General features: G+C 65.5%; 28 protein-coding genes. 14 read left to right on the forward strand and 14 right to left on the reverse strand.

What is annotated here, in order from left to right:
- Positions 1-28 precede the first annotated feature (28 nt).
- From rplS to ffh, 5 genes are all read right to left on the reverse strand, one after another.
- Positions 29-397: a 50S ribosomal protein L19 gene (rplS, locus tag EL388_RS02935; protein ID WP_126459344.1), complete on the reverse strand. Its 369-nt coding sequence runs from the start codon at positions 395-397 to the stop codon at positions 29-31.
- Positions 398-459: 62 nt separating this feature from the next.
- Positions 460-1236, reverse strand: a complete 777-nt coding sequence (gene trmD / locus EL388_RS02940; protein ID WP_197721812.1) for a tRNA (guanosine(37)-N1)-methyltransferase TrmD — start codon at positions 1234-1236, stop codon at positions 460-462.
- A 1-nt stretch (position 1237) separates the two neighbouring features.
- Positions 1238-1717 (reverse strand): ribosome maturation factor RimM, encoded by a 480-nt coding sequence (rimM, locus tag EL388_RS02945; RefSeq protein ID WP_232019164.1) that lies wholly within the window; start codon positions 1715-1717, stop codon positions 1238-1240.
- Between the two features lie 13 nt (positions 1718-1730).
- The gene (gene rpsP, locus EL388_RS02950; RefSeq protein WP_126459350.1) at positions 1731-1982 is read right to left on the reverse strand and encodes a 30S ribosomal protein S16; all 252 of its coding nucleotides are present in this window, start codon (positions 1980-1982) and stop codon (positions 1731-1733) included.
- A gap of 181 nt (positions 1983-2163) precedes the next feature.
- Entirely contained in the window at positions 2164-3516 is a 1353-nt protein-coding gene (gene ffh, locus EL388_RS02955; RefSeq protein ID WP_126459354.1) for a signal recognition particle protein, read from the reverse strand.
- A gap of 59 nt (positions 3517-3575) precedes the next feature.
- Between ffh and EL388_RS02960 the strand changes: the two genes are divergently transcribed.
- On the forward strand, positions 3576-4379 hold the full coding sequence (locus tag EL388_RS02960) for a cytochrome C assembly family protein (RefSeq protein ID WP_126459358.1): 804 nt from the start codon (positions 3576-3578) through the stop codon (positions 4377-4379).
- Between the two features lie 64 nt (positions 4380-4443).
- Here EL388_RS02960 and ispH read toward each other — a convergent pair whose 3' ends face one another.
- The 6 genes from ispH to murJ all read right to left on the reverse strand — a co-directional run bounded on the left by ispH (position 4444) and on the right by murJ (position 12122).
- On the reverse strand, positions 4444-5370 hold the full coding sequence (gene ispH, locus EL388_RS02965; protein WP_126459361.1) for a 4-hydroxy-3-methylbut-2-enyl diphosphate reductase: 927 nt from the start codon (positions 5368-5370) through the stop codon (positions 4444-4446).
- Entirely contained in the window at positions 5360-5821 is a 462-nt protein-coding gene (locus EL388_RS02970) for an FKBP-type peptidyl-prolyl cis-trans isomerase (RefSeq protein ID WP_126459364.1), read from the reverse strand. Before EL388_RS02970 ends, ispH begins: the two co-directional genes overlap by 11 nt.
- Positions 5818-6327, reverse strand: coding sequence for a signal peptidase II (gene lspA, locus EL388_RS02975; protein WP_126459367.1), 510 nt, complete (start codon positions 6325-6327; stop codon positions 5818-5820). Before lspA ends, EL388_RS02970 begins: the two co-directional genes overlap by 4 nt.
- Positions 6314-9082 carry an isoleucine--tRNA ligase gene (gene ileS, locus EL388_RS02980; RefSeq protein ID WP_126459369.1) on the reverse strand — a complete coding sequence of 923 codons (2769 nt, stop codon included), beginning with the start codon at positions 9080-9082 and terminating at the stop codon, positions 6314-6316. Before ileS ends, lspA begins: the two co-directional genes overlap by 14 nt.
- Positions 9083-9609: 527 nt before the next feature.
- Positions 9610-10530: a bifunctional riboflavin kinase/FAD synthetase gene (locus tag EL388_RS02985; protein WP_126459373.1), complete on the reverse strand. Its 921-nt coding sequence runs from the start codon at positions 10528-10530 to the stop codon at positions 9610-9612.
- A 53-nt stretch (positions 10531-10583) separates the two neighbouring features.
- Positions 10584-12122, reverse strand: a complete 1539-nt coding sequence (gene murJ, locus EL388_RS02990) for a murein biosynthesis integral membrane protein MurJ (protein ID WP_126459376.1) — start codon at positions 12120-12122, stop codon at positions 10584-10586.
- 115 nt (positions 12123-12237) lie between these two features.
- On the opposite strand from murJ, the gene rpsT reads away from it, so the two are divergent.
- Positions 12238-12501, forward strand: a complete 264-nt coding sequence (rpsT, locus tag EL388_RS02995; RefSeq protein WP_126459379.1) for a 30S ribosomal protein S20 — start codon at positions 12238-12240, stop codon at positions 12499-12501.
- A gap of 304 nt (positions 12502-12805) precedes the next feature.
- Here rpsT and EL388_RS03000 read toward each other — a convergent pair whose 3' ends face one another.
- On the reverse strand, positions 12806-13093 hold the full coding sequence (locus EL388_RS03000; protein WP_126459382.1) for a DUF3579 domain-containing protein: 288 nt from the start codon (positions 13091-13093) through the stop codon (positions 12806-12808).
- 115 nt (positions 13094-13208) lie between these two features.
- Here EL388_RS03000 and ppa point away from each other — a divergent pair, with 115 nt between their 5' ends.
- The 10 genes from ppa (at position 13209) to EL388_RS03050 (ending at position 23219) form a co-directional block, all read left to right on the forward strand.
- A complete protein-coding gene (ppa, locus tag EL388_RS03005) occupies positions 13209-13757 on the forward strand; it encodes an inorganic diphosphatase (protein WP_126459385.1) in 549 nt (182 codons plus the stop codon).
- 70 nt (positions 13758-13827) lie between these two features.
- Complete coding sequence (locus EL388_RS03010; RefSeq protein WP_126459388.1) at positions 13828-14385, forward strand: metallophosphoesterase family protein; 558 nt, start codon at positions 13828-13830, stop codon at positions 14383-14385.
- Positions 14386-14597: 212 nt separating this feature from the next.
- A complete protein-coding gene (locus EL388_RS03015) occupies positions 14598-15881 on the forward strand; it encodes a CoB--CoM heterodisulfide reductase iron-sulfur subunit A family protein (protein ID WP_126459391.1) in 1284 nt (427 codons plus the stop codon).
- 3 nt (positions 15882-15884) lie between these two features.
- On the forward strand, positions 15885-18128 hold the full coding sequence (locus tag EL388_RS03020; protein WP_126459394.1) for an FAD-dependent oxidoreductase: 2244 nt from the start codon (positions 15885-15887) through the stop codon (positions 18126-18128).
- A 13-nt stretch (positions 18129-18141) separates the two neighbouring features.
- A complete protein-coding gene (locus tag EL388_RS03025) occupies positions 18142-18777 on the forward strand; it encodes a 4Fe-4S dicluster domain-containing protein (RefSeq protein WP_232019165.1) in 636 nt (211 codons plus the stop codon).
- Positions 18778-18790: 13 nt separating this feature from the next.
- Positions 18791-19687 carry a CoB--CoM heterodisulfide reductase iron-sulfur subunit B family protein gene (locus EL388_RS03030; RefSeq protein WP_126459400.1) on the forward strand — a complete coding sequence of 299 codons (897 nt, stop codon included), beginning with the start codon at positions 18791-18793 and terminating at the stop codon, positions 19685-19687.
- Positions 19688-19800: 113 nt separating this feature from the next.
- On the forward strand, positions 19801-20109 hold the full coding sequence (locus EL388_RS03035) for a general secretion pathway protein GspF (protein ID WP_126459403.1): 309 nt from the start codon (positions 19801-19803) through the stop codon (positions 20107-20109).
- The gene (locus EL388_RS03040) at positions 20102-20323 is read left to right on the forward strand and encodes a PP0621 family protein (protein ID WP_126459406.1); all 222 of its coding nucleotides are present in this window, start codon (positions 20102-20104) and stop codon (positions 20321-20323) included. The genes EL388_RS03035 and EL388_RS03040 overlap by 8 nt, the downstream gene beginning before the upstream one ends.
- Positions 20324-20327: 4 nt before the next feature.
- The gene (locus EL388_RS03045) at positions 20328-21896 is read left to right on the forward strand and encodes a sensor histidine kinase (protein WP_126459409.1); all 1569 of its coding nucleotides are present in this window, start codon (positions 20328-20330) and stop codon (positions 21894-21896) included.
- Between the two features lie 12 nt (positions 21897-21908).
- On the forward strand, positions 21909-23219 hold the full coding sequence (locus EL388_RS03050) for a sigma-54-dependent transcriptional regulator (RefSeq protein WP_126459412.1): 1311 nt from the start codon (positions 21909-21911) through the stop codon (positions 23217-23219).
- On the opposite strand, the gene EL388_RS03055 is transcribed toward EL388_RS03050, so the two are convergent.
- On the reverse strand, positions 23216-24217 hold the full coding sequence (locus EL388_RS03055; protein WP_126459415.1) for a sodium:calcium antiporter: 1002 nt from the start codon (positions 24215-24217) through the stop codon (positions 23216-23218). The two genes, EL388_RS03050 and EL388_RS03055, sit on opposite strands and share 4 nt — an antisense overlap.
- Positions 24218-24272: 55 nt before the next feature.
- Here EL388_RS03055 and EL388_RS03060 point away from each other — a divergent pair, with 55 nt between their 5' ends.
- Positions 24273-24617: a thioredoxin family protein gene (locus EL388_RS03060; RefSeq protein ID WP_197721813.1), complete on the forward strand. Its 345-nt coding sequence runs from the start codon at positions 24273-24275 to the stop codon at positions 24615-24617.
- Positions 24617-25177 carry a 1,6-anhydro-N-acetylmuramyl-L-alanine amidase AmpD gene (gene ampD / locus EL388_RS03065; RefSeq protein ID WP_126459418.1) on the forward strand — a complete coding sequence of 187 codons (561 nt, stop codon included), beginning with the start codon at positions 24617-24619 and terminating at the stop codon, positions 25175-25177. The genes EL388_RS03060 and ampD overlap by 1 nt, the downstream gene beginning before the upstream one ends.
- 266 nt (positions 25178-25443) lie before the next feature.
- On the opposite strand, the gene panD is transcribed toward ampD, so the two are convergent.
- Entirely contained in the window at positions 25444-25824 is a 381-nt protein-coding gene (gene panD / locus EL388_RS03070) for an aspartate 1-decarboxylase (protein WP_126459421.1), read from the reverse strand.
- Positions 25825-25833: the final 9 nt, after the last annotated feature.

Consider the following 25833-nt stretch of genomic DNA (forward strand, 5'->3'; position numbering starts at 1 on the left):
CTTTTGCTTGGAGCTGGCAGGGAACCGGTCAGTCCTTCTTGGCGGAGGACAGCTTTTCCTTGATCCGGGCCGACTTGCCGGAACGCTCGCGCAGGTAGTACAGCTTGGCGCGGCGCACGTCGCCGCGACGCTTCACCTCGACGGCGGCCACCAGCGGGGAGTAGGTCTGGAAGGTACGCTCGACGCCCTCGCCGGCGGAGATCTTGCGCACGGTGAAGGCGGAGTTCAGGCCGCGGTTCTTCTTGGCGATGACCACGCCCTCATAGGCCTGCAGACGCTCGCGGTTGCCTTCCTTCACCTTTACCTGCACCACCACGGTGTCGCCGGGCGCGAAGTCGGGCAGGGTCTTGCCCAGGCGGGCGATCTCTTCCTGTTCCAGTTGTTCGATCAGGTTCATTGCTGCTTCCTTTCACATTGTTGGTGCCAGAGGTCTCGCAAGACATGCACACCGTTTCTTCATCAGGCCGGGTCATTCCCGCCTGCTTCCTGCGCTCGGCGAAACTCGTCGAGCAAATCCTGTTCTTCCGGGCTCAGCCTGCGGTCTTGCAGCAGGTCCGGCCGGCGCTGCCAGGTGCGGCCCAGGGCCTGCTTCAGGCGCCAGCGCCGGATCGCGGCGTGGTTGCCGCTGAGCAGCACCGGCGGCACCTTCAGCCCCTGGTAATCCTCGGGCCGGGTGTAGTGCGGGCAATCGAGCAGGCCGTCGGCGAAGGAATCTTCCTTGGCCGAATCGGCATCGCCCAGCGCGCCGGGCAGGTGCCGGATCACGCTGTCGAGCAGCACCATCGCCGGCAGCTCGCCGCCGGAGAGGACATAGTCGCCGATCGACACCTCCTCAAGCGGATGGCGCTGAAACACCCGTTCGTCGATGCCCTCGTAGCGGCCGGCCAGCAGAATCAGGCCCGGTTCGGTCGCCAGTTCCAGCACCAGCGCATGGTCTAGCCGCCGCCCCTGGGGCGAGAGATACACCATGCGCGACTGGTCCACGCCTGCCGCCCGCAGCGCCGTCTTGGCCGCGGTCAGGGCCAAATCCAGCGGCTCGGCCAGCATCAACATGCCGGGGCCGCCGCCGAAGGGCCGGTCGTCCACCGTGCGGTAGGCATCCTGCGTGAACTCGCGCGGATCCCACAACTTCAGGTCGCACAGGCCGTTGCGCAAGGCCCGGCCGCTAACGCCGAACCCGCTCAGCGCCGTGAACATCTCGGGGAACAGCGTGATGACGTGATAATGCGGCTTCACGTCAGTAGTCCGCGCCCCAGTCGACCTTGATGCGACCGGCCTTCAGGTCGACCTCCACCACGATCGGCTCGGTGAAGGGAATCAGCCGCGGCCGTTCGCCTTCGACCTCGAGCACGTCGTGGGCCCCGGTTTCCAAGAGGCCGGTGACCTTCCCCAGGTTCACCCCGTCCAGGTTGACCACGTCGAGGCCGATGAGGTCGTCCCAGTAATACTCGCCTTCCTCGGCCTCGGGCAGTTCGTCCCGGGCCACCGCGATCTCCAGGCCCTGCAGGGCCTCGGCCTGGCTGCGGTCGTTCACGCCTTCCAGCTGGGCGATCAGGCTGTTGCTGTGGATCCTGGCGTCAAGGACGCGGTATTCCTGCCAGCCCGTCTTCTTGCCCAGCCGCCAGACCGGATAGTCCAGCAGGCTGTCGAGGTATTCGGTAAAGGGCTGGACCTTGATCCAGCCGCGTATTGCGTAGGGGGCGGCCACCCGCCCCATTACGACTAGGTCTTCAGGCGGCTTTGGCCTGGCCACTGCGCACCAGACGGGCCACGGTGTCGGAGACCTGGGCGCCATTGCCCTGCCAGTAGGCCAGACGCTCGCTGTTCACGCGCAGGCCTTCTTCCTTGCCGGAAGCGACTGGGTTGTAGAAACCGATGCGCTCGATGAAGCGGCCGTCACGGCGGCAGCGGGAATCGGCCACCACGATGTTGTAGAAGGGACGCCCTTTGGCGCCGCCGCGAGCAAGACGGATCACGACCATGATGTGTTCCTAACCTTTGTTAAATTACCGCCAAACCAGGCGGCAAACCGAAAACGGAAAACCTCGGATTCTACGCGAAAGCCAGGGGGGTGGGCAAGCTTATGTTTTGTCGGCGGTTTTGTCCGGCAAGGCGGGGCCTCGTCCTGCCGGTGAAATCTGAAAACCCATTGCTTTCAATGGTTTAGCGAGGCATCCCCGGCAGCATGCCCTTCATGCCCCGCATCATCTTGGCCATGCCGCCCTTGGAGAAGGTCTTCATCATCTTCTGCATCTGCTCGAACTGGGTCAGCAGGCGATTGACGTCCTGCACCTGCACCCCGGCCCCGGCGGCGATGCGGCGCTTGCGCGAGGCCTTGATGATCTCGGGCTGCTGCCGTTCCTTGGGGGTCATGGAATTGATGATGCCCTCGATCCGGCGCATCTGTTTTTCGCCCTGGGCCAGGTCGCCGGCCTTGAGCTGGCCCATGCCCGGCAGCTTGTCGATGAGGCCGCCCAGGCCGCCCATCTTCTGCATCTGCTGGATCTGGCTCTTGAAGTCGTCGAGGTCGAAGCCCTTGCCGGTCTTGAGCTTCTTGGCGACCTTGATCGCCTCGGCCTGGTCGACGCCCTTCTGCGCCTCCTCGATCAGGGAGAGCACGTCGCCCATGCCCAGGATGCGCGAGGCCATGCGCTCGGGGTGGAAGACCTCGATGCCGGAAAGCTTCTCGCCCACGCCGACGAACTTGATCGGCTTGCCGGTGATCTGGCGCACCGAGAGGGCGGCGCCGCCGCGGGCGTCGCCATCGAGCTTGGTCAGGATGATGCCGGTCAGCGGCAGGGCGTCGCCGAAGGCCTTGGCGGTGTTGACCGCGTCCTGGCCCTGCATGGCGTCGACCACGAACAGGGTCTCGACCGGCTTGAGCGCCGCATGCAGCTCGCGGATCTCCTGCATCATCGCCTCGTCCACGTGCAGGCGGCCGGCGGTGTCGACGATGAGCACGTCGAAGAAGTGGCGGCGGGCGTAGTCGAGCGCGGCCAGGGCGATGTCGAGCGGCTTCTGGTCGGGCGAGGAGGGGAAGAAGTCGGCCTCGGCCTGGGCGGCCACGGTCTTCAATTGCTCGATGGCGGCCGGGCGGTAGACGTCACAGCTGACCAGGAGCACCTTCTTCTTGCCCTGGGCCCGGATCATGCGCACCAGCTTGCCGCTCGAGGTGGTCTTGCCGGCGCCCTGCAGGCCGGCCATCAGATAGACCACCGGCGGCTGGGCGGCGAAGGAGAGCGGCGCCGCCTGCTCGCCCATCAGCGCGGCCAGTTCCTTCTGCACGATGCCGATCAGCATCTGGCCCGGGGTCAGGCTGGAGAGCACGTCCTGGCCCAGCGCCCGTTCCTTCACCCGGGCGATGAAGTCGCGCACCACGGGCAGGGCGACGTCGGCCTCGAGCAGGGCCACGCGCACCTCGCGCAGGGCGTCCTGGATGTTGGATTCGGTCAGCCGGCCCTGGCCGCGCAGGTTTTTGACGACGGCGCCGAGGCGCTGGGAGAGGTTGTCGAACATGATCGGAGGATGGTGATGCGTTAAACTGCCAAAGTCTAACAAATTTCCTCGATGCCCTTATGCCGGACACTGCGCTTTATCTGATTGCCGCATTTGCCTACCTGGGCTTGGCGGCCTGGCTCTGGCCGGGCCGTCCGGGCGAGCGTAACCGGACCTGGAGCCGACTGCTGCCCCTGGCGCCGCTGGCCCTGCATCTTGTCCTGCTGCAGCAGGACGTCCTGGGCGCCGGCGGGGTCAGCCTGGGTCTGGCCAGCTCGCTGTCCGCCATCGCGGCGCTGACGGTGCTGATCTACAGCCTGGCCTGCTGGCTCTACCCCATCGCGGGGCTCACCGCCTTCGTCCTCGCCTTTGCCGGGGCCAGCGTGCTCTTGCATGCCGTGCTGCCGGCCGCCCACATGATTCCCTACAGCGAGCAGCCGATATTCCGCCTGCACCTGTTGATGGCGATGACCGCCTACAGCCTTTTCACCATCGCCGCCCTGCATGCCGTGCTGATCGCCCTGGCCGACCACCACCTGCACAAGCCGGTGCCGCCGGCCATCGTTGCCGGTCTGCCGCCCTTGCTGACGCTGGAAAGAATGTTGTTTTATCTGATCGAGGCCGGCTTCGTGTTGCTGACCCTGACCCTGGTCAGCGGCATCGTGTTTTCGGAAGCGATCTTCGGCAAGCCCTTACCGCTGAACCACAAGACGGTGTTCGGCGTGGTGTCCTGGCTGACCTTCGCCGCCCTGCTCTGGGGGCGCCGGCGTTACGGCTGGCGCGGCCAGCGGGCAATCGTCTGGACCCTGGCCGGCTTTGTCAGCCTATTGCTGGCCTACGTCGGCGTCCAGTTCGTGCTGGAAATGGTGCTGCACCGCATCTGAATCTGGGTGGTAAGGTGCATTTTGTGCACCTAGGGCCGATTTGGTCTGGTGCGCAAAGGGCACCCTACGCCAGGCCCTTCGGCAGCGGGAAATTGATCTTCTCCTCGATGCCGGCCAGCGGCTCGACCCGTTTGACCCCCAATTCGCCCAGCCGGGCGATAACGCCCTGGACCAGCACGTCCGGGGCCGAGGCGCCGGCGGTGACGCCGACCTTCTGCTTGCCGGCCAGCCAGGCCGGATCGATCTGGTCGGCATTGTCGACCATGTAGGCGGCCACGCCCAGATTGGCGGCCACCTCGCGCAGGCGATTGGAATTCGAACTGTTGGGCGAGCCAACCACGATCACCAGGTCGCTTTGCCTGGCCAGCACCTTGACCGCGTCCTGCCGGTTTTGCGTGGCATAGCAGATGTCGTCCTTCTTCGGCCCGACGATGCGGGGGAAGCGGGCGCGCAGCGCCTCGACCACGCGGGCGGCATCGTCGACCGAGAGCGTGGTCTGGGTGACATAGGCTAGCTTTTCGGGATCGGCCACCTCAAGGCGGGCCACGTCATCCGGTGTCTCCACCAGATACATGCCGCCCTGGCTCTGGCCCATGGTGCCCTCCACCTCGGGGTGGCCCTTGTGGCCGATCATGATGATCTCGAAGCCCTGTTCGCGCAGCTTCTTCACCTCGACATGGACCTTGGTCACCAGCGGGCAGGTGGCGTCGAACACGGTCAGGCCGCGCCGGGCCGCCTCCTCGCGCACCGACAGCGGCACGCCGTGGGCGCTGAAGATCAGGGTGGCGCCGTCGGGCACGTCGGCCAGGTCCTCGATGAAGATGGCGCCCTTGGTCTTGAGGTTTTCCACCACGAATCGGTTGTGCACCACCTCGTGCCGAACGTAGATCGGCGCGCCGAATTTTTCCAGGGCGCGCTCGACGATGGCGATGGCGCGGTCGACCCCGGCGCAGAACCCGCGCGGGTTGGCCAGCAATATTTCACTCGGCATGGGGGTGGCCTTTCACGATGTCCAGTATCTCCACCTCGAATTCGACCGGCAGGCCGGCCAGCGGGTGGTTGAAATCCAGTTGCACGCTGTCGGCGTCGAGCGCCAGGATGCGGCCTTGCACGGTCTCGCCATTGGGCAGCTCGAAATCGACCAGATGGTCGACTGCGAGTTCCATGTCGGCCGGGAAGTCGCTGCGCGGCAGGCGCTGCACCAGTTCCGCGTGGCGCTCGCCGAAGGCCTGCCAGGGCGCCAACTGGAACAGGCGATGCTCGCCCTTGCGCAGCCCGGTCAGGCACAGTTCCAGACGGGGATCGATCTCGCCCTGGCCCAGGCGAAAGGTCTCCGGCCCGGTCTCATGGGTGCTGGCCACTTCCTGCTCCAGGCAGCGGATGCGGTAGTGCAGGGTGACCTGGTCGTTCAGGCGCAGGCCGGCGGGCGCTGACTCGCTCATGGTTGCTTGCGCAGGCTTTGCCAGACCAGCAGGACGGCGCCGACGGTGATGCCGGAATCGGCCACGTTGAACGCCGGCCAATGCCAGTCGCCCAGGTGGAAATCGAGAAAGTCGACGACGTGGCCATAGGCGAGGCGGTCGATCACATTGCCCACGGCGCCGCCCAGGATCAGGGCCAGCGCGAGGCAGAACAGCGGCCGGCCCCGGGTCTTGCGCAGCAGATGGAGAATGACGCCGCTGGCGACCAGACCGATCGCGAGGAAAAAGATGCGCTGCCAGCCGGGCTGGTCGGCCAGCAGGCTGAAGGCGGCGCCGGTATTGTGCGCGCGCACCAGGTTGAAAAAGTCGGTGACCGGGATGGCGTCGTGCAGGGCCATGGTCTGGATCACCGCCAGCTTGGTCATCTGGTCGAGCACCAGCACCAGGGCGGCGAGCCAGAGCCAGGCCAGGCCACTTTGCCGATTCCTGATTTCGGACTTCTGACCCCTGATGTCAGGCGTGTTCACGCGGTTCGCCTTCGCCGAACAGATTGCTCACGCAGCGGCCGCATAGGCCGGGATGTGCCGGATCGGCATCGACATCGGCGCGGTAGTGCCAGCAGCGCTCGCATTTGCCATGCGTGCTGGGCACCGCCTCCACCCGCGGCTCGCCCGCGCTCTGCACCACCCGGGTGCTGGAGGTGATCAGCACGAAGCGCAGGTCGTCGCCCAGCGACTTGAGCAGCGCGTAATCCTCGCCATCGGCATGGAAGCTGAGTTCACCCTGCAGGGAGGAGCCGAGCTTGCCCTCGGCGCGCAGCTCTTCCAGCCGCTTGGTCGCCAGGCCACGCAGTTCGCGCAGGCGGGTCCAGCGCGCGTGCAGTACGGCCTCGTCGGCCTGCTCCGGCAGCACATGCCACTGGTCGAGGAAGACGCTCTCGGAGTGGCCGACCAGGGCCCAGACCTCTTCCGCGGTGAAGGAGAGGATGGGCGCCAGCAGCCGGCTCAGGCTCTGGGTGATGTGCCACAGCGCGGTCTGCGCCGAGCGGCGCGGGCGGCCGGTCTTGGCCGTGGTGTAGAGCCGGTCCTTGAGGATGTCGAGGTAGAAGGCGCCGAGGTCTTCCGAGCAGAAGTTGTGCAGGCGCTGCACAGCGGTATGGAAGCTGTAGTTGCGATATTCGCCGGCCACCTCGGCCTGCAGGGTGCGGGTCAGGGCCAGGGCGTAGCGGTCGATCTCCAGCCACTGCTGGACCGGCAGGCCATCCTTCGCGATGTCGAAATCGGCGGTGTTGGCCAGCAGGAAGCGCAGGGTGTTGCGGATGCGGCGATAGGCCTCGACCACGCGTTTCAGGATTTCATCGGAGATCGACAGCTCGCCCGAATAGTCGGTCGTGGCCACCCACAGGCGCAGGATCTCGGCGCCCATGCTGTCGGACACCTTCTGCGGCGCGATGACGTTGCCCTTGGACTTGGACATCTTCAGGCCCTTGCCGTCGACCACGAAGCCGTGGGTGAGCAGGGCGCCGTAGGGGGCGTGGCCGTCGGTGGCGCAACCGGTGAGCAGGCTCGATTGGAACCAGCCGCGATGCTGGTCCGAGCCTTCGAGATAGAGGTCGGCCGGATGGGCCAGCGCCGGCCGCTGCTTGAGCACGCAGGCGTGGGTGACGCCGGAATCGAACCAGACGTCGAGGGTGTCCTTCACCTTCTCGTACTCGTTCGCCTCGGCGCCGAGGAATTCGGCCGCATCGAGGCTGAACCAGGCCTCGATGCCGATCTTCTCGACCCGGCGGGCGACCTGCTCCAGGAGTTCCAGGCTGCGCGGGTGCGGCTCGCCGGTCACCTTGTGCACGAACAGCGGCATCGGCACGCCCCAGTTGCGCTGGCGCGAGACGCACCAGTCGGGCCGGTTCTTGATCATCGCCGTGAGCCGCTCGCGGCCCCAGGCCGGGTAGAAGCGGGTCTGCTCCACCGCCTGCATGGCCAGGTCGCGCAGGGCGGGGTTGCCCTTCTCGGCGACCTCCATGCCGATGAACCACTGGCGGGTGGCGCGGAAGATGATCGGGGTCTTGTGCCGCCAGCAATGCGGGTAGCTGTGACTCAGCTTGACGTGGGCGAGCAGCAGGCCGTTCGCTTCGAGCGTCGCCAGCACGGTCTTGTTGCCCTCCCAGATCGACTGACCGCCGACCAGGGGGGTATCCGGATAGAACCTGCCGTCGTTGCCGACCGGGTTGTCGACCTTGAGCCCGTAGCGCATGCCGACGACGTAGTCCTCCAGGCCGTGGCCGGGTGCGGTGTGGACCAGGCCGGTACCGGCCTCCAGCGTGACGTGATCGCCCAGGATCACCGGCACCTGGCGCTCGTAGAAGGGGTGCAAGAGCTTTAAGCCTTCAAGCAGCTCGCCGGTGCACTGGCCGACCACCTCCACCGTCTCGAAGCCGTAGCGATTGATCGCCGCCTCGGCCAGGTCGCGGGCCAGGATGAGCAGGCCCTTGGGCGTCTGGATCAGGTCGTAGATGAACTCGGGGTGGGCGCACACGGCCTGGTTGGCCGGCAGGGTCCAGGGCGTGGTGGTCCAGATCACCAGGTAGGCCGGCTCGCTCAATGCGGGCAGGCCAAGGCGTTTCGCGAGGTCGGTGAGGTCGGCGACGGGGAAGGCGACGTCGATCGCCGGCGAGGTCTTGTCCTCGTACTCCACCTCGGCCTCGGCCAGGGCCGAGCCGCAATCGACGCACCAGTGCACCGGCTTGGCGCCCTGGTAGAGATAGCCGCGTTCGAAGATGCGGCCGAGGCTACGCATGATGTCGGCCTCGAACCTGAAGTCCATGGTGCGATAGGGATTGTCCCAGTCGCCGAGCACGCCCAGACGGATGAAGTCGGCCTTCTGCCGCTCGATCTGGCTCGCGGCGTATTCGCGGCACAGCTCGCGGAACTTGGCGGCCGGGATGTCCTTGCCGTGGGTCTTCTCCACCATCAGCTCGATCGGCAGGCCGTGGCAGTCCCAGCCCGGTACATAGGGGGCGTCGAAGCCATCCAGGGTCTTCGATTTGACGATGATGTCCTTGAGGATCTTGTTCACCGCGTGGCCGATGTGGATGTCGCCATTGGCGTAGGGCGGACCGTCGTGCAGGATGAACTTGGGTCGGCCGGCGCTCTGGGCGCGAATCTTTTCGTAGAGTTTCTTCTCCTGCCACTGCTTGATCCAGCCCGGCTCGCGGCGGGGCAGGTCGCCGCGCATGGGGAAGGGCGTGTCGGGCAGGTTGAGCGTGTCTTTGTAGTCGGGCATGGTGCGCTGTTCGCTAGAAATGGCGAGTCAAGTGTTGTGCTGCGTGGATTGGCCGGGGGCCGCCCGGCAGCGGGTTACTTTTCTTGCTCGGCCAAGAAAAGTAACCCAAAGAAGGCCGCCCCGCTGCCGTCGAAACCCCGAGGATTTTGGCTTTGCCTGGGCAGCGAAAGAACTCGCTTCGCTCAGACAGCTTTCGCTGGCCTTCGGTTTCACCAGTCAAAGCCAAAATCCTTGGCTCCGGAAGAGGGGGATAAAGCGCTCCGAGCACCCCCTCTAGTCCCCTCTGAGTCGCCAATTTTCTCGCGGCTGTTCGGGGGGTGTCGGCGAGCACTGTCTGAGCCCGCAGGGCGAGTTGCGCAGCCGCCCGAACAGGCGCGGGAAAATTGGGCACCCGAAGGGCGACGAAGCGGGGCGTGCTTTCTTTGGTTGCTTTCTTTGCACGAGCAAAGAAAGTAACGCGCTGCCGGGCGCCCCCGGCCAACTGCGCTCCAATAACCGTATGACGGCGATCGTTAGCCAAGCCCAACTCACACATTCAACAGCTCCCTCGCCTGCTGCGCATCTTTGTCGATCTGCGCGACCAGGGCCTCCAGGCTGTCGAATTTGGCTTCGTCGCGCAGCTTGTGCAGGAACTCCACCCGCAGGTGGTCGCGGTAGATGCTGCGGTCGAAATTGAACAGGTGGACCTCCAGCGTCGCTCGGCCGTTGGCGTGCACCGTGGGCCGGGTGCCCAGGCTGGCGACGCCCGGCCAGTCGGGGGTGTCGAGGCCCTGCACGCGCACGGCGAAGATACCGGCGATGGGCGGGCGGTTGTGCTTGAGCTGGATGTTGGCCGTGGGGTAGCCGATCTTGCGGCCGAGCTTGTCGCCGCCGATCACCCGGCCGGAGATCGAGTAGGGCCGGCCCAGGAGCTGGGCGGCCAGCGCCATGTCGCCGGCGGCCAGGGCCTCGCGCACGGCGGTGCTCGAAGCGCGCTGGCCGGCCGCGGCCACGGTGGGCAGGGCCTCGGCCTCGAAGCCGAGCTGCGCGCCCATCTGCTTGAGCAGGGCCAGGTCGCCGGCGCGCTTGGCGCCGAAGCGGAAGTCGTCGCCGACCAGGACATAGCGCGCCTTCAGGCCCTCGGCCAGGATGCGCCGGACGAAGTCCTCGGCGGAGAGGGCGGCGAAGGCGCGGGTGAAGCGGCAGATGTGGACGTGGGCCACGCCCAGGTTGCGCAGGATCTCCAGTTTTTCCCGCAGCGAGGTCAGTCGGGTCGGCGCGGCGGCGGGAGTGAAGATCTCGCGCGGATGCGGTTCGAAGGTCAGCACCGTGGGCAGGGCGCCGACCGAGGCGGCCCGTGCGGTCAGCCGCGCGAGCATGGCCTGATGCCCGAGATGGACGCCATCGAAGTTGCCGATGGTGACCGCGTTCGGACGCAAGGCATGGGGCCAGCCGTGGGTGATGCGCATGGGAATATGTTTATGAAAAAACTGGAATTTTAGCCGCCGGGCGGGATTCGCGTCTATTCGGCGGCCCGCCGGCGGAACTGGCTGGGCCTGAAGCCGAGCAGCCAGAGCGTGGCGAAATAGCTGCCGGCGCCGCCCGCGACCAGTCCGCTCAAATGGGCCACCCGTTCGCCAGCGCGATAACCCAGCCATTGCGCCTCGCTGCCCATGCCGAACCAGAGCACGGCCGCCATCGCCAGCAAGGCGAGGGCGAGCTTGAGCAGGAAGGTCGCCCAGGCCGGTTGCGGCTGGTAGATCCGCTGCTTGCGCAATTGATGGAACAGGATGCCGGCATTGATGCAGGCGCCCAGGCCGATGGCCAAGGCCAGGCCGGCGTGCTTGAGCGGCCAGATGAAGATCAGGTTCATCGCCTGGGTGGCGAGCAGGGTGAAGATGGCGATCTTGACCGGGGTGCGGATGTTCTGCCGGGCGTAGAAGCCGGGGGCGAGCACCTTGACCAGGATCAGGCCGACCAGGCCGGCGCTGTAGGCGACCAGGGCGGTGCGGGTCATCTCGACATCGTGCACGGTGAATTCGCCGTAGAAGAACAGGGTGGCGATCAAGGGCACGGCCAGGACGGCCAGGGCCACGGCCGAGGGCGCGGCCAGGAGCAGGGTCATGCGCAGGCCCCAGTCGAGCAGGCGGGAATATTCGCCGCCGTCGTTGTCGGCATAGTGCTTGGCCAGGCTGGGCAGCAGGATGGTGCCCAGGGCGACGCCGAGCATGCCGGTGGGGAACTCCATCAGGCGGTCGGCGTAATAGAGCCAGGACACGCTGCCGGTGACCAGGAAGGAGGCGAACAGGGTGTTGATCAGCAAAGACACCTGGGCGACCGAGACGCCGACCGCGGCCGGGCCCATCAGCTTCAGGATGCGGCGTACGCCCTCGTCCTTGAGGTCGAGGTCCCAGCGCGGGATCAGGCCCAGGCGCTTCAAGGCCGGCAGCTGGATGGCCAGCTGCAAGAGGCCGCCCAGGAAGGCGCCCCAGCCCAGGGCCAGCACCGGCGGGTCGAACCAGGGCGCGGCCACGGTGGCGGCCAGGATCATGGCGACATTGAGCAGGGCGGGGGTGAGCGCCGGCAGCGAGAAGCGGCTGTAGGTGTTGAGCACGCCGGCGGCGAGCGAGGTGAGCGAGATGAACAGGATGTAGGGAAAGACGATGCGCAGGAGGTCGACCGTGAGGTCGAACTTGTCCGGTGAGGCGAGGAAACCCGGGGCGCTGATCGCCACCACCAGCGGGGCGGCCAGGATGCCGAGGCCGGCCACCACGATCAGGGCCAGGAACAGGGCGGTGGCGACCTTGTTGACCAGGACGTGGGTGGCCTCGACCCCGCGTTTGTGCTTGTATTCGGCCAGGACCGGGACGAAGGCCTGGGAGAAGGCGCCTTCGGCGAACAGGCGGCGCAGCAGGTTGGGCAGCTTGAAGGCGACGAAGAAGGCATCGGTGGCGGCGCCGGCGCCGAAGACCCGGGCGATCACGGCGTCGCGGACGAAGCCCAGGATGCGGGAGATCAGGGTCATGGAGCTGACGGCGGCAAGGGCTTTGAGCAGATTCATGGGCTTATCGTTGGTTTTCGTTGGTTGGCTGTTGTGATTTAGGCTTGTCTGCCCTAAACAAAGGCAATATAATCCGCGCCTTTCAATTGCGTCCAGGCAACAGGAGTATCGAATTATGGCCAACAGTGCCCAGGCCCGGAAACGTGCCCGTCAGAGCGCCAAGCAGCGCCTGCATAACATGGCCCTGCGTTCCGCTTACCGCACTGCGGTGAAGAAGGTTCAGAAGGCGATCGAGGCCGGTGACAAAGGCGCCGCTCAGGCCCTGTTCCAGACCTCGATGAGCGTGATCGACCGCATCGCCGACAAGAAGATCGTTCACAAGAACAAGGCTGCTCGCCACAAGAGCCGTCTCTCCGCCGCCATCAAGGCGATGGCCTGAGAGCCTGTCTCACAAAATCCCGCGGAGCGCGTTGCCGCCAGAAACGGATGGATGCAAGGCGCGGTGCGCCGGCAATGGTTGTTCCATTGCCAAGCGCCGCAACGCGGCAGACGCCGTTTCTGGCGGCAGCCCTTCGGGACGGGGCGATTTTGCCGCATGCCTTTGTCGCGCCCCGCTTGTTTGGAATGACCAAACCGCGCGTTGCGCTTCGCGGCCTGCATCAAAATCGCCGCCGTCGCGCCCGCGGGATTTTGTGAGGCAGGCTCTGAGCCTGCCGCCCGTTCCGACGGGCGGTACGTCATTCTTAGTCCCGGGGGACGTGGCGGCCTTCCACCACTTGCAGGTCGTTGTCCCGGGCGAAATCCATCAAGAACCGGAACGCCATCGGGTCCGCCTCTTCCAGCTGGCGCTTGACCACGACGCAGTACAGACCCTCGCGGGTGATGGGGGAGATGTACGGGGAATAGCGGGTGCGGTTGTCCGACCCGATTGTGGCGAAGACGCCGCAGAGCCGTTCGGCCCAGTCGCTGGGGCGGAATTTCTTGCCGGCGTTGGTCAGGCCGCGAATGACGAGTTCTTCCTGGTTGGGCATGCTGGATGAGGCGAGTCTCCCTGGGGGCGCAATTGTACCAGCAACCGGGCGGTTTCAGGCGAGCTGAATGGGTTTTGACCGGCAGCCGTTAGGCTGTTTTTGTTTCGAGGAAAGCATGAATCTGGATCGAGTGTCTTCCGGCCGCGACGTGCCGAACGACTTCAACGTCATCATTGAAATCCCCGCCCACGGCGAGCCGATCAAGTACGAGGTGGACAAGGAAACCGGCGCCATGTTCGTCGACCGCTTCATGTCCACCGCCATGCACTATCCCTGCAATTACGGCTACATCCCGCACACTCTGTCCGACGACGGCGACCCGGTCGACGTCCTGGTGATCACGCCCATCCCGCTGATCACCGGCGTGGTGGTGCGCTGCCGCCCCGTGGGCATGCTCAAGATGACCGACGAGGCCGGGGTCGATGCCAAGCTGATCGCGGTGCCGGTCGACAAGCTGTGCAACCTCTATACCCAGGTGCAGAAGCCGGAAGACCTGCCGCCGCTGTTGCTCAACCAGATCGCCCACTTCTTCGAGCACTACAAGGATCTGGAGCCCAACAAGTGGGTGAAGGTGGAAGGCTGGGTCGGCGCCGACGCGGCCCGCGCCGAGATCATCGCCGGCGTCGAGCGTTACAAGGTGGCGCCCGAGAAGCCGATGTTCTAATCCAGGTGCTCAGTCATCAGTTGGCAGTCGTCAGATATTGACGGCTGACGACTGCATACTGCCGACTCCCATGAAAGTCTGCATCCTCTCCGACAGCCACGATAACCGCCGCCTGCTTGATCACGCGGTGGAGGACGCCGCGCGCTGCGGTGCCGAGGCCGTGCTGCACTGCGGCGACGTCGTGGCGCCGACCACGCTCAGGGTGCTGAAAAAATACGGCCTGCCGGTGCATGTCATCCATGGCAACAATACCGGCGACCTCTACAGCATGACCCGGTTGGCGGCCGAGCCGGACAGCCCGGTGCGCTATCACGGCCAGGATGCCGTGCTGCACCTGGCCGGGCGCGCGATTTTTCTGGTGCATTACCCGCATTACGCCGCCGCCTTGGCGCTGACCGGCGACTACGATCTGGTCTGCTGCGGCCACGACCACAAGGTCAGCATCGATGCCGTCGCCAACGTCAAGGGCGGTGTCACCCATCTGATCAATCCGGGTACCGTGGGCGGTGTCGGCAAGCCGCCGACCTATATCCTGGCCGACTTGGTCGATCTCAGTTTCGAGATTCGTTCGGTGCCGACCGAGCAGGGCGAGGCCTGCAACGCGCAGCCGGTCAGCGTCCACTCCTGACAGCCGTTTCGGTCGTCACCAAGGCCACCTGGCGTCACCGGGTTTTTAAACCCTCCGCATCAGTCCAATTTATGCAATCTATTTGCATATAAGCACATTCGATCTTGATGTCCGGCCAATAGCAGGGCCATTGCGAGTAACATTCGAGACATCTTCAGCCCGATATATTCTGGGCTGCCCGATTTTCTGTCTTCACCCATCGGAGGCGATTCATGACGTCAGTTGTGGCGACCAACCAGACCATCCTGGTCGTGGGCGGCGGCATCTCCGGCATGACCGCGGCGCTCGAAGCGGCGGAAACCGGCAAGCATGTCGTACTGGTGGAGAAGAACCCGTACCTGGGCGGTCGCACCGCGCAGCTCTACCGGTACTTCCCCAAGATGTGCCATCCCACTTGCGGCCTGGAAATCAATCTGCGCCGGCTCAAGGCCAATCCGCGCATCCAGGTCCTGACCATGGCCGAGGTGACCGGCATCTCCGGCACCAAGGGCGATTACACGGTCAACCTGAAGACCACGCCGCGCTTTGTCAACGAGAACTGCACTGCCTGCGGCGAATGCGCCAAGGTGGTGACGGCCGAGATCGACGACGCCTTCAACTACAACCTGGGCAAGATCAAGGCGGCCTATCTGCCGCACGCCATGGCCTATCCCCAGCGCTATGTCTTGGATGCCTCGATCATCGGCACCCCGGACGCCGACAAGGCCAAGGCCGCCTGCAAGTACAACGCCATCGACCTCGGCCAGAAGGAAGAGACCGTCAGCCTCAAGGCCGGCGCCATCGTCTGGGCCACCGGCTGGCAGCCCTACGATGCGGAGAAGATCACCCCGTATCGTTATGGCGAGTTCCCCAACGTCATCACCAACGTCGAGTTCGAGCGCCTGGCCGACCCGCACGGCCCGACCGGCGGCAAGATCCTGCGGCCGTCCGACGGCAAGGAGGCGAAGAACATCGCCTTCATCCAATGCGCCGGCTCGCGCGACGAGAACCATCTGCGCCACTGCTCGCGCTTCTGCTGCATGGGCTCGCTCAAGCAGACCCACTATGTGCAGGAGGCCTACGGCGACGAGGGCAAGTCGACCATCTACTACATCGACATCCGCGCCATCGACCGCTTCGAGGACTTCTACGCCAAGGTCAAGGCCAACCCCAACGTCAGCTTCGTCAAGTCCAAGGTCGCGCGCATCAGCGAGGACAAGGACCGCAACCCGGTGTGCTGGGGCGTCAATACCGAAGGCTATGTCCGCTACTCCAACCCGCACGACCTGGTGGTGCTCGCCGTCGGCATGCAGCCGTCGGTCAAGGGGGTGGACATCCCGGCCGAGGTGATGGCCGATTCCTCCGGCTTCATCATGGCCGACCCGCAGAACGCCGGCATCTTCGGTGCCGGCTGCGCCACCAATGCCCTGGATGTGAACCGGGCGGTGCAGAGCGCCACCGCCGCCGCCTTGCGCGCCATCCAAGTCGTCAACAAAGTCGCCCGTGCGGAGGCCTAAGCCATGGCTGATATGAAAACCGCTGCATACATCTGCAAGGGCTGCGAACTGGGCAATCGCCTGGATGCCGCGTCCCTCGTGAAGGTCGCCACCAAGGAAGGCAAGATGAACCTCGTGCGCGAGCACGACTTCCTCTGCTCCGCCGAGGGCGTGGCGATGATCCAGAACGACATCGACAACGAAGGTGTCACTCACGCCGCGATCTGCGCCTGCTCCCGCCGGGCCAAGACCGAGGCCTTCAACTTCCCGACCACCGCCATCTCCCGCGCCAACCTGCGCGAGGGCGTGATCTGGGTGCGGCCCGACACCGACGAGGCGCGCGAGACCACCCAGGAGATGGCCGAGGACTACGTGCGCATGGCCTGCGCCGAGGTGAAGGCCATGACCCAGCCCAAGGGCAACCCCAACACCGGCGGCGTCAAGACCCTGCTCGTGGTCGGCGGCGGCATCTCCGGCATGACTGCCGCGCGCGAGGCCTCCAAGGCCGGCTACAAGGTTGTGCTGGTCGAGAAGACCGGCGCCCTGGGCGGCTGGACCGCCAAGCTGCACAAGCGCATCCCCACGCGTGAGCCGTTCAAGGCGCCGGAGGACAACGGCATCGCCGACCTCGTCGCCCAGATCGAGGCCGACGCCAACATCAAGGTCTATCTTAACGCGACCGTGGCCAAAACCGCCGGCGCACCCGGCCGGTTCAAGGTCGAGATCGCGATCGAGAGCGGCCCGACCGCGACCGAGGACATCGGCGCCATCGTCCAGGCCAGTGGCTTCGAACTCTACGACATGAACAAGCTGCCGCACCTGGGCGGCGGCCAGGCCCATGTGGTCGACCAGGCCGGCCTCGAGGCACTGGCGAAGGCGGCCAACGGCGGCCCGATCAAGCGCGCCGACGGCAAGGAAGTGAAGTCCGTCGTGTTCGTGCAGTGCGCCGGCCAGCGCGACACCACCGGCGAGCACCTGCAGTACTGCTCGGGCCACTGCTGCAACACCAGCATCAAGCAGGCCATGTACTTCAAGGACAGCAACCCGGACATCGACACCGTGGTGCTGTTCACCGATCTGCGCACCCCCGGTAACGGCGAGGACTTCTACCGCTCCGCCCAGAACAAGGGCGTGATCTTCTCCAAGGGCGTGGTGTCCAAGGTGGAGAGCAGCGGCGACGGTTGCAAGGTCAAGTTCAAGGACCTGATCCTGAACGAGGAGACCGAGACCGATGCCGACCTGGTGGTACTGGCCACCGGCATGGTGCCGACCTCCGGCCCCGACCTCGATGCCCTGGCCGAGGCCAATCGCGCGGCCGAGGGCGGCGACGAGGGTGCCAAGCAGCAGGTCGTGCAGATGATGTCCACCTCCGTCCTGAACCTGAACTATCGCCAGGGTCCGGACATACCGCAGTTCAAGCACGGCTTCAACGACAGCCACTTCATCTGCTTCCCCTACGAGACCCGCCGTACCGCGATCTACGCCGCCGGCCCCGTGCGCCGGCCGATGGACACCGTGCAGGCGATCGAGGATGCCACTGGCGCCGCGATGAAGGCGATCCAGGCCATGGAAAACGCCGGCCTGGGCAAGGCCGCGCACCCGCGCGCCGGCGACCTGTCCTTCCCGACCGCGCGTCTGGAAGGCTGCACCCAGTGCAAACGCTGCACGGTGGAGTGCCCGTTCGGCGCCATCGACGAGGACGAGAAACGCTTCCCGCTGTTCAACGAGTCGCGTTGCCGTCGTTGCGGCACCTGCATGGGCGCCTGCCCGGTGCGGGTGATCTCGTTCGAGAACTACTCGGTCAACACCGTCGGCGCCCAGATCAAGGCGGTGGACATCCCGGACGAGTTCTCCGAGAAGCCGCGCGTGCTGATCCTGGCCTGCGAGAACGATGCCTACCCGGCGCTCGACATGGCCGGCATGAACCGCCACGAGTACGACCCCTTCGTCCGCGTCATCCCGGTGCGCTGCCTCGGCTCGGTCAACACCATCTGGATCACCGATGCGCTCAACTCCGGCTATGACGGCGTCATGCTCATGGGTTGCAAGCACGGCGAGGAATACCAGTGCCACTTCGTCAAGGGTTCCGAACTCGGTCGCTACCGCATGTCCAAGGTGTACGACACCCTGAAGGGCATGAACCTGGAAGAAGAACGTCTGATGGATCTGGAGGTGGCGATCACCGACATCGAGACCTTGCCGCAGAAGATCAACGACTATGCGGCCAAGATCGTCGAGATGGGCATGTCGCCCTTCAAGGGTCTGTGAGAGGAGGCTGGCAATGAGCGATATGAATCAACAAATGGCGGCCCGCTACAAGAACAACTTCCTCAAGGAGATCGAGGAACAGGCCGAGATGGGCAACTGGGTGAAGATGTGCATGCAGTGCGGCGTCTGCTCCGGTTCCTGCCCGACCAACTTCCACGGCGGCTGGGACCACCCGCCGCAGGAATTGTTCATGATGATCCGGGCCGGCAAGCGCGACGAGGTGCTGAGCTCCAACTCGATGTGGCAGTGCGTCTCCTGCTACAACTGCTACGTCCGCTGCCCGCGCAAGGTGCCGATCACCCATGTCATGCACGGCATCGCCGAGTATGCCTACCGCCTGGGCCGGGCGCCCAAGATGCAGCCCACCCTGCACCTGTCGCAGACCTTCTGGAACAACGCCACCAAGTACGGCCGAGTCAACGAAGTGAAGCTGACCCAGTCGCTCTACTTCAAGGACGGCATCGCTTCCGGCATCAAGAAGGCGATGGAGATGCAGAGCGTCGCCCTCGGCTTGGTCAAGGCCGGGCGCCTGAACATCATGGAAGCCCTCGGCGGCGGTCACAAGTGCAAGGACCTCAAGGGCATCCAGGCAATGCTGGCCAAGGCGCGCGAGCTGGAAGCGAAGCGCAAGGGCCGCCAGCCGGCATAAGGAGATTAGACAGATGGCACGCAAGGAATACGCTTTCTATCCGGGCTGCTCTTCGCAGAAGGGCGCCTCGGCCTCCAATTACCTGACCTCGGTCGAGTCCATGTGCAAGACGCTGGACATCAAGATGACCGAGATCCCCGACTGGAACTGCTGCGGCGCGTCGATCAGCTACGCCGAGGCCGGCGAGCTGCCGCGCCACGTGATGAACGCCCGCAACTTCGCCCTGTCCGAGCAGAACCTGCCGGGCCAGGACATCGTCGCCACCTGTGCCGCCTGCTGGCTGGGTGCGCGCGAGTCGAAGGAGCGGCTGGAGCACAACTCCGGCCTGATGGCCGACACCCAGGAGGCGCTGAAGGAGGCCGGGCTCAACATCAAGGTCATCCCCGAGGTGCGCCACATGGTCGAGGTGCTGATCGAGGACCTGGGCTACGACGAGCTGAAGAAGCCGGTGAAGAAGCCGCTCGACGGCTTCAAGTTCGCCGGCTACGTCGGCTGCCAGACCAACCGGCCGTTCGGTATCCATGGCGAGTCGTTCGAAAACCCGATGTACCTCGACAAGCTGATCGAGACCGTCGGCGCCGAGGCGACCAAGTACGACCAGAAGGTGACCTGCTGCGGCGGCGCCCTGGCCTTCTCCGAGCCGGACAAGGCTCAGGCCCAGATCAAGGACATCATCGAGGCCGCCTACGACTCCGGCGCCGAGATGCTGGTCACCCCGTGCCCGCTGTGCCAGGCCAACACCGAGGTCTACCAGGGCCAGATCAACAAGAAGTACGGCACCAAGTTCAACATGCCGGTGCTCTACTACAGTCAGTTGATGACTCTGGCCTACGGCGGTTCGGCCAAGGAGGCCGGCCTCGACGGCAACGTCATCCGCGCCCGCAAGCTGGAGGAGTTCGCCAGCAAATAAGCCGGCCGGCTGTGGCATACTGACAGGGGCGCCAAGCCCCTGTTTTCATTTGGCCCCCTGCTTTTATTTGGCGCCCCTGTTTGTTTTGGTAGTGATGGAGTTGAGTAGCAAGCATGAAACGACCCAAGACCGTCGACGAATATGTCGACCTGGTGCACCAGGCGGTGTACGAGATCGACGAATTCCGCACCAGCATGGATTACGAGCCGGAGAACGCCGAGATCTTCGGCCCCTTCATCGAGCAGCTCGATGCCATGGTGCGCAAGGTTTACAACGACATGATCAACGGCACCTACGAGTGGGGCATGGGCGAGGACCTGCCCTATATGCCGCTGGTGGTCAAGTTCGGCCGCTATATCCCCTTCCAGCGCCTGCTGGTGCTGGTCAACGACACCCACAAGAACGGGCTCGACATTGGTTAAGCTGCTGATCTGGCTGGCCATCGGCCTGGCCGCCGTGTTCTGGTTCCGGGCCGTAAAGCGCGGGCAGGTGGCGCCGCCGCCCGAGACCAAGCCGGGGGTGGAAGACATGGTGCGCTGCAAGGTCTGCGGCGTGAATCTGCCCCGCTCCGAGGCCATCCTGAGCCGCGGCCGCTTCTACTGCAGCCCTGAGCACCAACAGCAGGACCACGGCTGATCCTGTGACCCAGGCGGCGACGCTCCCCGAAAGCTTCTGGCGCTCCCTGCGCCATCTCAACCAGTATCGCCTGTTCCTCGCCTTCAGCATGACCATCGGCGTCTGGGCCTTTCCCCAGTACGCGCCGATCACCGAGGACGAAGTCCAGCTCTTTCTCGCCAGCGGCGTGCTCTACGGCACGGCGGCCATCCTGCTCGCCGGCATGGAACGTCTGCGCGAGATCGCCTTCAACAAGCAGCTGTATGCCCAGGTCGGGGTCGACATCGTCGCCATCAGCTGGCTGATGCATCTGAGCGGTGGCGTGGCCGGTGGCCTGGGCCTGCTCCTGATCCTGCCCCTGGCCGCGGCGGGCCTGCTGCCTTCCATGCGTGCCGTGCTGGTGGCGGCCTCGCTCGCCACCCTGCTGATGCTGTTCGAGCAGAGCTGGCGGGCGCTCGGCAGCGAGTTCGCCTTGGGCGGTTTCGTCCGTGCCGGTCTGCTGTCCATGGGCCTGTTCGTGGTGGCCCTGTTGTCCCACGCCCTGGCCAAGAGCGCGCGCAGCGCCGCCGAGCTGGCCGGCGAGAAGGCCCGGCTGGCCGAGCAGCTGGCCCGGATCAATGCCCGGGTCATCCAGGAGCTGCCCTTCGGCGTGCTCGTGGTCGATAGCGGCGGCAATATCCTGCTGGCCAATTCCCAGGCCGAGGAACAGCTGCGCGGCCAGTTCCATGCCGAATGCACGCTCGACCGCTGCTCGCCGCATCTGGCCGAACTCTGGGCCGGCTGGCGGCGCGAGGGCCGGGTCCAGGCCCATCCCTTCCAGGTTGCCCGCGAAGGTGCCCGTCTGCGCGCCCGCTTCATCGAACTGGAGCCGGAACGCGAGGCCGGCGCCATCGTGGTGATCGAGGACGTTACCGAGCTGGAGGCCGAGGCCCAGCGCATGAAGCTGGCGGCCCTGGGCCGGCTGACCGCCAATCTGGCGCACGAGATTCGCAATCCACTGTCAGCGGTCAATCACGCGGCCCAATTGCTGAAGGAGGAGCCCGATGCCGAGGTGCGGACGCGGCTGTGCAAGATCATCGAAGACAATGCCAGCCGCCTGAACTGGCTGGTCGATGACGTGCTCAGCCTGAACCGGCGCGACCGGCAGAATCGGGAGGAACTGCAGGCGGCTGAAATCATCCCGGCCTTCGTCGAGGAGTTCCGGCGCAACGAATCGGTGCCGGCCGAGGTGATCCGGCTGGAGATCGAGCCGGGTGCGGGCTTCTGCTTCGATCGCTTGCATCTGCAACAGATTCTGTGGAATCTTTGTCGCAACGCCTGGCGCCACTGCCGCAAGGAGGCAGGCAGCATCCGGATCAGCGTGCGCCGTTACGAGACAGGGGCCGACCTGGACATCTTCAACGACGGGCCGCCGATCGAGGCCGAGCTGAAGCTGCACCTGTTCGAGCCCTTCTACACCACCGAGCAGAAGGGCAGCGGCTTGGGTCTCTATATCTCGCGCGAGCTGGCCGAAGCCAACCAGGCCCAGCTGCGCTATGTCGAACAGGCGGGCGGGGTTATGTTCCGTCTGAGTTGCAGTATGTCGCTTTGCTGAGGAATCCAGCGCATGGCCGCACCCACCGTGTTGATCGTCGATGACGAACCCGATCTGCTCGATCTGGTCGAGCTGACCCTGGTGCGCATGGGCCTCGATGTCGAGCGGGCGAAGACCGTGGCCGAGGCCAAGGCCCGCCTGCAGGCAAGGCACTTCGAATTGTGTTTGACCGACATGCGACTGCCCGATGGCGAGGGCCTGGAGATCGTGCGCCATGTCGCCGAAACCAGCCCGACGACGCCCGTGGCGGTGATCACCGCCTTCGGTTCGGCCGACAACGCGGTGGCCGCGCTCAAGGCCGGCGCTTTCGATTACGTGTCCAAGCCGGTCAGCCTGGAGCAACTGCGTGCCTTGGTGCGCACGGCGCTGAAGACGCCGGACGTCGAGCCGGCGCCGGAGTCGACACAAGGACTGGTCGGCGAGTCGCCGGCCATGCGGCAGGTGCGCGGCCTGGTCGAGAAGGTGGCGCGCAGCCAGGCGCCGGTCTTCATCCACGGCGAGACCGGCACCGGAAAGGAGGTCGCGGCGCGGCTGATCCACGGCAAGAGCCATCGGGCCGGCAAGCCCTTTGTCGCGGTGAACTGTGGCGCGATCCCGGAAAACCTGATGGAGAGCGAGTTCTTCGGTTATCGCAAGGGCGCGTTCACCGGGGCCGAGGCCGACCGCGACGGTTTCTTCCAGGCGGCCGACGGCGGCACCCTGTTCCTCGACGAGGTGGCCGACCTGCCCATGGCCATGCAGGTCAAGCTCTTGCGCGCCATCCAGGAGAAGCGGGTGCGCCGGGTCGGCGGCCCCCAGGAGGAAACGGTCGACGTGCGCCTGATCAGCGCCTCGCACCAGGACCTGGCCCGTGCGGTGGAGGCCGGCCGTTTCCGGCACGATCTCTTTTACCGGCTCAACGTCATCGAACTGAAGATGCCACCTTTGCGCGAGCGGCGCGAGGATATCCCGGCCCTGGTCGACCACATCATGACGCGCTACGGCCTTGGCCAGGCGGCCCGTTTGAGCGAGGCGGCGATGGCGGCGCTGATGACCTACAGCTACCCGGGCAACGTGCGCGAACTGGAGAACATCCTGGAACGGGCCTTCGCCCTGAGCGAGGGCGAACTCGGCCCGGCCGATCTCAACCTGGCGCCGGAGCCGGTGCCCAGTGGCGACCGGAGCGGCCAGCAATCCTTGCAGGACTATCTGGATGCGGTCGAGCGTCAGGCGGTGCTCGCCGCGCTGGAGCAGAACGGCGGCAACAAGACGGCTGCCGCCAAGCAACTGGGCGTGACCTTCCGCTCGCTGCGCTACCGGTTGGAGCGGCTGGGCATCGACTAGGCGAGCGCGATCGTCAGGTACAGCGCGTACAGCGCGCCATTCACCCCGAGGTGCCAGACCCGCAGCTGGCCGCGGGCCAGCATGATGCGCAGCCAGGTGGCGGCGGCCAGGGTGATGACCACGCCGGCCAGCACTTCCTTCTGCGGTGCCCAGGGCGTGAGCAGGATGCCGATGGCCGGCAACAGGGTGCCCTGGAACACCATGGCGCCGGTGATGTTGCCGAAGGCCAGGGTGTCCTTGTGCTTGCGGATCCACAGGATGGAATTCACCTTCTCCGGCAGCTCGGTGGCGATCGGTACCACCATCAGCGACAGCAGCAGCGCGGAGATACCGAGCAGCGGTGCGGCCTGCTCGATGCCATGGATGAAGCCCTTGGCGCCGGCCACCAGCAGGCCCAAGCCCAGGCCGAGCTGGATGAAGATCGCCGGCCAGCCGTGCTTCAATCCCAGCTTGGTCAGCAGCATGGGCTTGTCGGCCTCGGTGCCGTGGCCTTCCTTGACCAGGCTGGCCGAGGCCTTGATCGTGAGCAGCACATAGAAGAAATAGATGGTGACCATGACGAAGGCCAGCATGGCGCGGATGCCCCCGGTCTCATGCGGCACGAACAGGGCGATGCAGGACAGGGCGAAGGCGCCGAGGAAGAAGTTGAGGTCGCGGGTGAGGCCGCTGCGCTCCGGGCTGAGGTGACCCTGGCTGCCGCGGTGCTTCCATACCGCCAAGGTCATCAGGAACAGCGACAGGGTGGACAGCATCAAGGGGGCGCCGAGGATGGCGCCGACGCCGATCTCCTCATTGAGCTGCTGGTTCTGGGTACCGCCGAAGATGGCGAGCAGGGGCACGATGGTCTCGGGCAGGGCGGTGCCGACGGCGGCGAACAGCGAGCCGGTGACGCCCTCGGAGATCTTCAGCCGCTCACCCAGGTGTTCGAGGGCGTTTACGAAAATCTCGGCAGCGATGAGAATCAGGAACAGGAAAAACAGGAGTTCGAGCAGCAGCATGGCGCACCTTCAGCAATCAAGCCGGCCATTCTAACAGCCGCCCGCCGCTTTTCTCATGCATGGCCCACAGCTGATCCCCATCGACGAGTTCAACTTTCACGCCCGGCTGAGGCAGACCGAGGGCCCCGCCCTGGTGCTGTTTTCCGGTCCCGACTGCGGTAGCTGCCGGCAGGTCGAGCGGCGCCTGCCGGCGGCGGTCGGCCCCGGCATGACCTTGTTCAAGGTCGACGTGCAGAAAAGCACCGCGCTTGCCCGCCAGTACGAGGTGTTTCACCTGCCCGCCCTGTTCCTGTTCCGCGATGGCCATTACCATGCCAGGCTCGAATGCGAGGTGACGCCGGAACGGCTGGGGCGGGCCATCGAAGCCGCCCTCGCTCGACCGGCCGAAGAGGAGCCGTGATGGAACAAGGTCTGGATTCAGAGGGTTGGCTGTTCGAGGCGCGGCGCATTCCCTCGCCCAATTGCGATGCACGGCCCGAGGGGGCGGCAGTCAGTCTGCTGGTCGTGCACAACATCAGCCTGCCGCCGGACGAGTTCGGCGGCCCCGGCGTGATCGAGCTCTTCACCAACCGGCTCGACCCGGCGGCGCACCCTTACTACGAGACCATCAAGGATCTGCGCGTCTCGGCCCATTTCTTCATCCGGCGCGACGGCGAATTGATCCAGTTCGTGCCCTGCGCTCAGCGGGCCTGGCATGCCGGGGCTTCCACTTGGGCGGGGCGGGAACGCTGCAACGATTTTTCCATCGGGGTGGAGCTGGAGGGCAGCGACAACCAGCCCTTCACCGAGGTGCAATATGCACGACTAGCGGAACTGGCGCGGATGCTGCGCGCGGCCTACCCGGGGTTGCATGACGTGGCCGGGCATTCCGACATCGCGCCGGGGCGCAAGACCGACCCGGGGCCGCACTTCGATTGGGCTAAATTCAGGGCGCTGGCCGGCTGGCCAGGGAAGAGTTAGAGCCTATTTCAGTAGGGCTCATGCCCCGCGTTGCAGCCAGGATCGGATGGATGCAAGGCGCGACGCGCAGTCGATGGTCGTTCCATCGACAAGCGGCGTAACGCTGCAGACGCTGATCCTGGCTGCAACCCGAAGGGCCGCTGGCCTGCGGGCGCTTGGCGGCGTTGCAGGTGGCTCGTGGAGAATGACTCCACTTCGCCCCCTGCGTCTTGCCCTGCATCCCGCAGGCCAACGGCGCGGGGTATGAGCCCTACTGAAATAGGCTCTTAAGCGGCCTGGGCCGGGATCTCGCTGCCGATGCGCTTGATCCGGTTCTGCTCGTCGACGTAGACCAGCCTGGGCTGGTAACGCGCCAGTTCGATCTCGTTGTAGACCGCGTAGGTCGCGATGATTAGCACGTCGCCCACCGCGGCCTTGTGTGCCGCCGCGCCGTTGACCGAGATCATGCCGCTGCCCCGTTCGCCGCGGATGGCGTAGGTGGTGAAGCGTTCGCCGTTGCTGACGTTGTAGATCTGGATCTGCTCGTACTCGCGGATGTCGGCCGCCTCCAGCAGCGACTCGTCGATCGCGCAGGAGCCTTCGTACTCCAGCTCGGCGGCGGTCACGTGCACGCGGTGCAGCTTGGATTTGAGCAAAGTCCGTTGCATGGGCGGCTA

The sequence above is a fragment of the Sulfuritortus calidifontis genome (assembly GCF_003967275.1).
Lineage (GTDB): Bacteria > Pseudomonadota > Gammaproteobacteria > Burkholderiales > Thiobacillaceae > Sulfuritortus > Sulfuritortus calidifontis.

What these genes read in the sequence shown, in the direction of transcription:
- rplS (WP_126459344.1), bottom strand. Translation starts at nt 397, where the DNA reads ATGAACCTGATCGAACAACTGGAACAGGAAGAGATCGCCCGCCTGGGC.
- rpsT (WP_126459379.1), top strand. Translation starts at nt 12,238, where the DNA reads ATGGCCAACAGTGCCCAGGCCCGGAAACGTGCCCGTCAGAGCGCCAAG.
- EL388_RS03000 (WP_126459382.1), bottom strand. Translation starts at nt 13,093, where the DNA reads ATGCCCAACCAGGAAGAACTCGTCATTCGCGGCCTGACCAACGCCGGC.
- EL388_RS03010 (WP_126459388.1), top strand. Translation starts at nt 13,828, where the DNA reads ATGAAAGTCTGCATCCTCTCCGACAGCCACGATAACCGCCGCCTGCTT.
- EL388_RS02960 (WP_126459358.1), top strand. Translation starts at nt 3,576, where the DNA reads ATGCCGGACACTGCGCTTTATCTGATTGCCGCATTTGCCTACCTGGGC.
- EL388_RS03015 (WP_126459391.1), top strand. Translation starts at nt 14,598, where the DNA reads ATGACGTCAGTTGTGGCGACCAACCAGACCATCCTGGTCGTGGGCGGC.
- EL388_RS03030 (WP_126459400.1), top strand. Translation starts at nt 18,791, where the DNA reads ATGGCACGCAAGGAATACGCTTTCTATCCGGGCTGCTCTTCGCAGAAG.
- ileS (WP_126459369.1), bottom strand. Translation starts at nt 9,082, where the DNA reads ATGCCCGACTACAAAGACACGCTCAACCTGCCCGACACGCCCTTCCCC.
- EL388_RS02970 (WP_126459364.1), bottom strand. Translation starts at nt 5,821, where the DNA reads ATGAGCGAGTCAGCGCCCGCCGGCCTGCGCCTGAACGACCAGGTCACC.
- EL388_RS03020 (WP_126459394.1), top strand. Translation starts at nt 15,885, where the DNA reads ATGGCTGATATGAAAACCGCTGCATACATCTGCAAGGGCTGCGAACTG.
- ampD (WP_126459418.1), top strand. Translation starts at nt 24,617, where the DNA reads ATGGAACAAGGTCTGGATTCAGAGGGTTGGCTGTTCGAGGCGCGGCGC.
- rimM (WP_232019164.1), bottom strand. Translation starts at nt 1,717, where the DNA reads ATGGGGCGGGTGGCCGCCCCCTACGCAATACGCGGCTGGATCAAGGTC.
- EL388_RS03050 (WP_126459412.1), top strand. Translation starts at nt 21,909, where the DNA reads ATGGCCGCACCCACCGTGTTGATCGTCGATGACGAACCCGATCTGCTC.
- ispH (WP_126459361.1), bottom strand. Translation starts at nt 5,370, where the DNA reads ATGCCGAGTGAAATATTGCTGGCCAACCCGCGCGGGTTCTGCGCCGGG.
- rpsP (WP_126459350.1), bottom strand. Translation starts at nt 1,982, where the DNA reads ATGGTCGTGATCCGTCTTGCTCGCGGCGGCGCCAAAGGGCGTCCCTTC.
- EL388_RS03025 (WP_232019165.1), top strand. Translation starts at nt 18,142, where the DNA reads ATGAGCGATATGAATCAACAAATGGCGGCCCGCTACAAGAACAACTTC.
- panD (WP_126459421.1), bottom strand. Translation starts at nt 25,824, where the DNA reads ATGCAACGGACTTTGCTCAAATCCAAGCTGCACCGCGTGCACGTGACC.
- murJ (WP_126459376.1), bottom strand. Translation starts at nt 12,122, where the DNA reads ATGAATCTGCTCAAAGCCCTTGCCGCCGTCAGCTCCATGACCCTGATC.
- EL388_RS02985 (WP_126459373.1), bottom strand. Translation starts at nt 10,530, where the DNA reads ATGCGCATCACCCACGGCTGGCCCCATGCCTTGCGTCCGAACGCGGTC.
- EL388_RS03035 (WP_126459403.1), top strand. Translation starts at nt 19,801, where the DNA reads ATGAAACGACCCAAGACCGTCGACGAATATGTCGACCTGGTGCACCAG.
- EL388_RS03055 (WP_126459415.1), bottom strand. Translation starts at nt 24,217, where the DNA reads ATGCTGCTGCTCGAACTCCTGTTTTTCCTGTTCCTGATTCTCATCGCT.
- ppa (WP_126459385.1), top strand. Translation starts at nt 13,209, where the DNA reads ATGAATCTGGATCGAGTGTCTTCCGGCCGCGACGTGCCGAACGACTTC.
- EL388_RS03060 (WP_197721813.1), top strand. Translation starts at nt 24,273, where the DNA reads ATGCATGGCCCACAGCTGATCCCCATCGACGAGTTCAACTTTCACGCC.
- ffh (WP_126459354.1), bottom strand. Translation starts at nt 3,516, where the DNA reads ATGTTCGACAACCTCTCCCAGCGCCTCGGCGCCGTCGTCAAAAACCTG.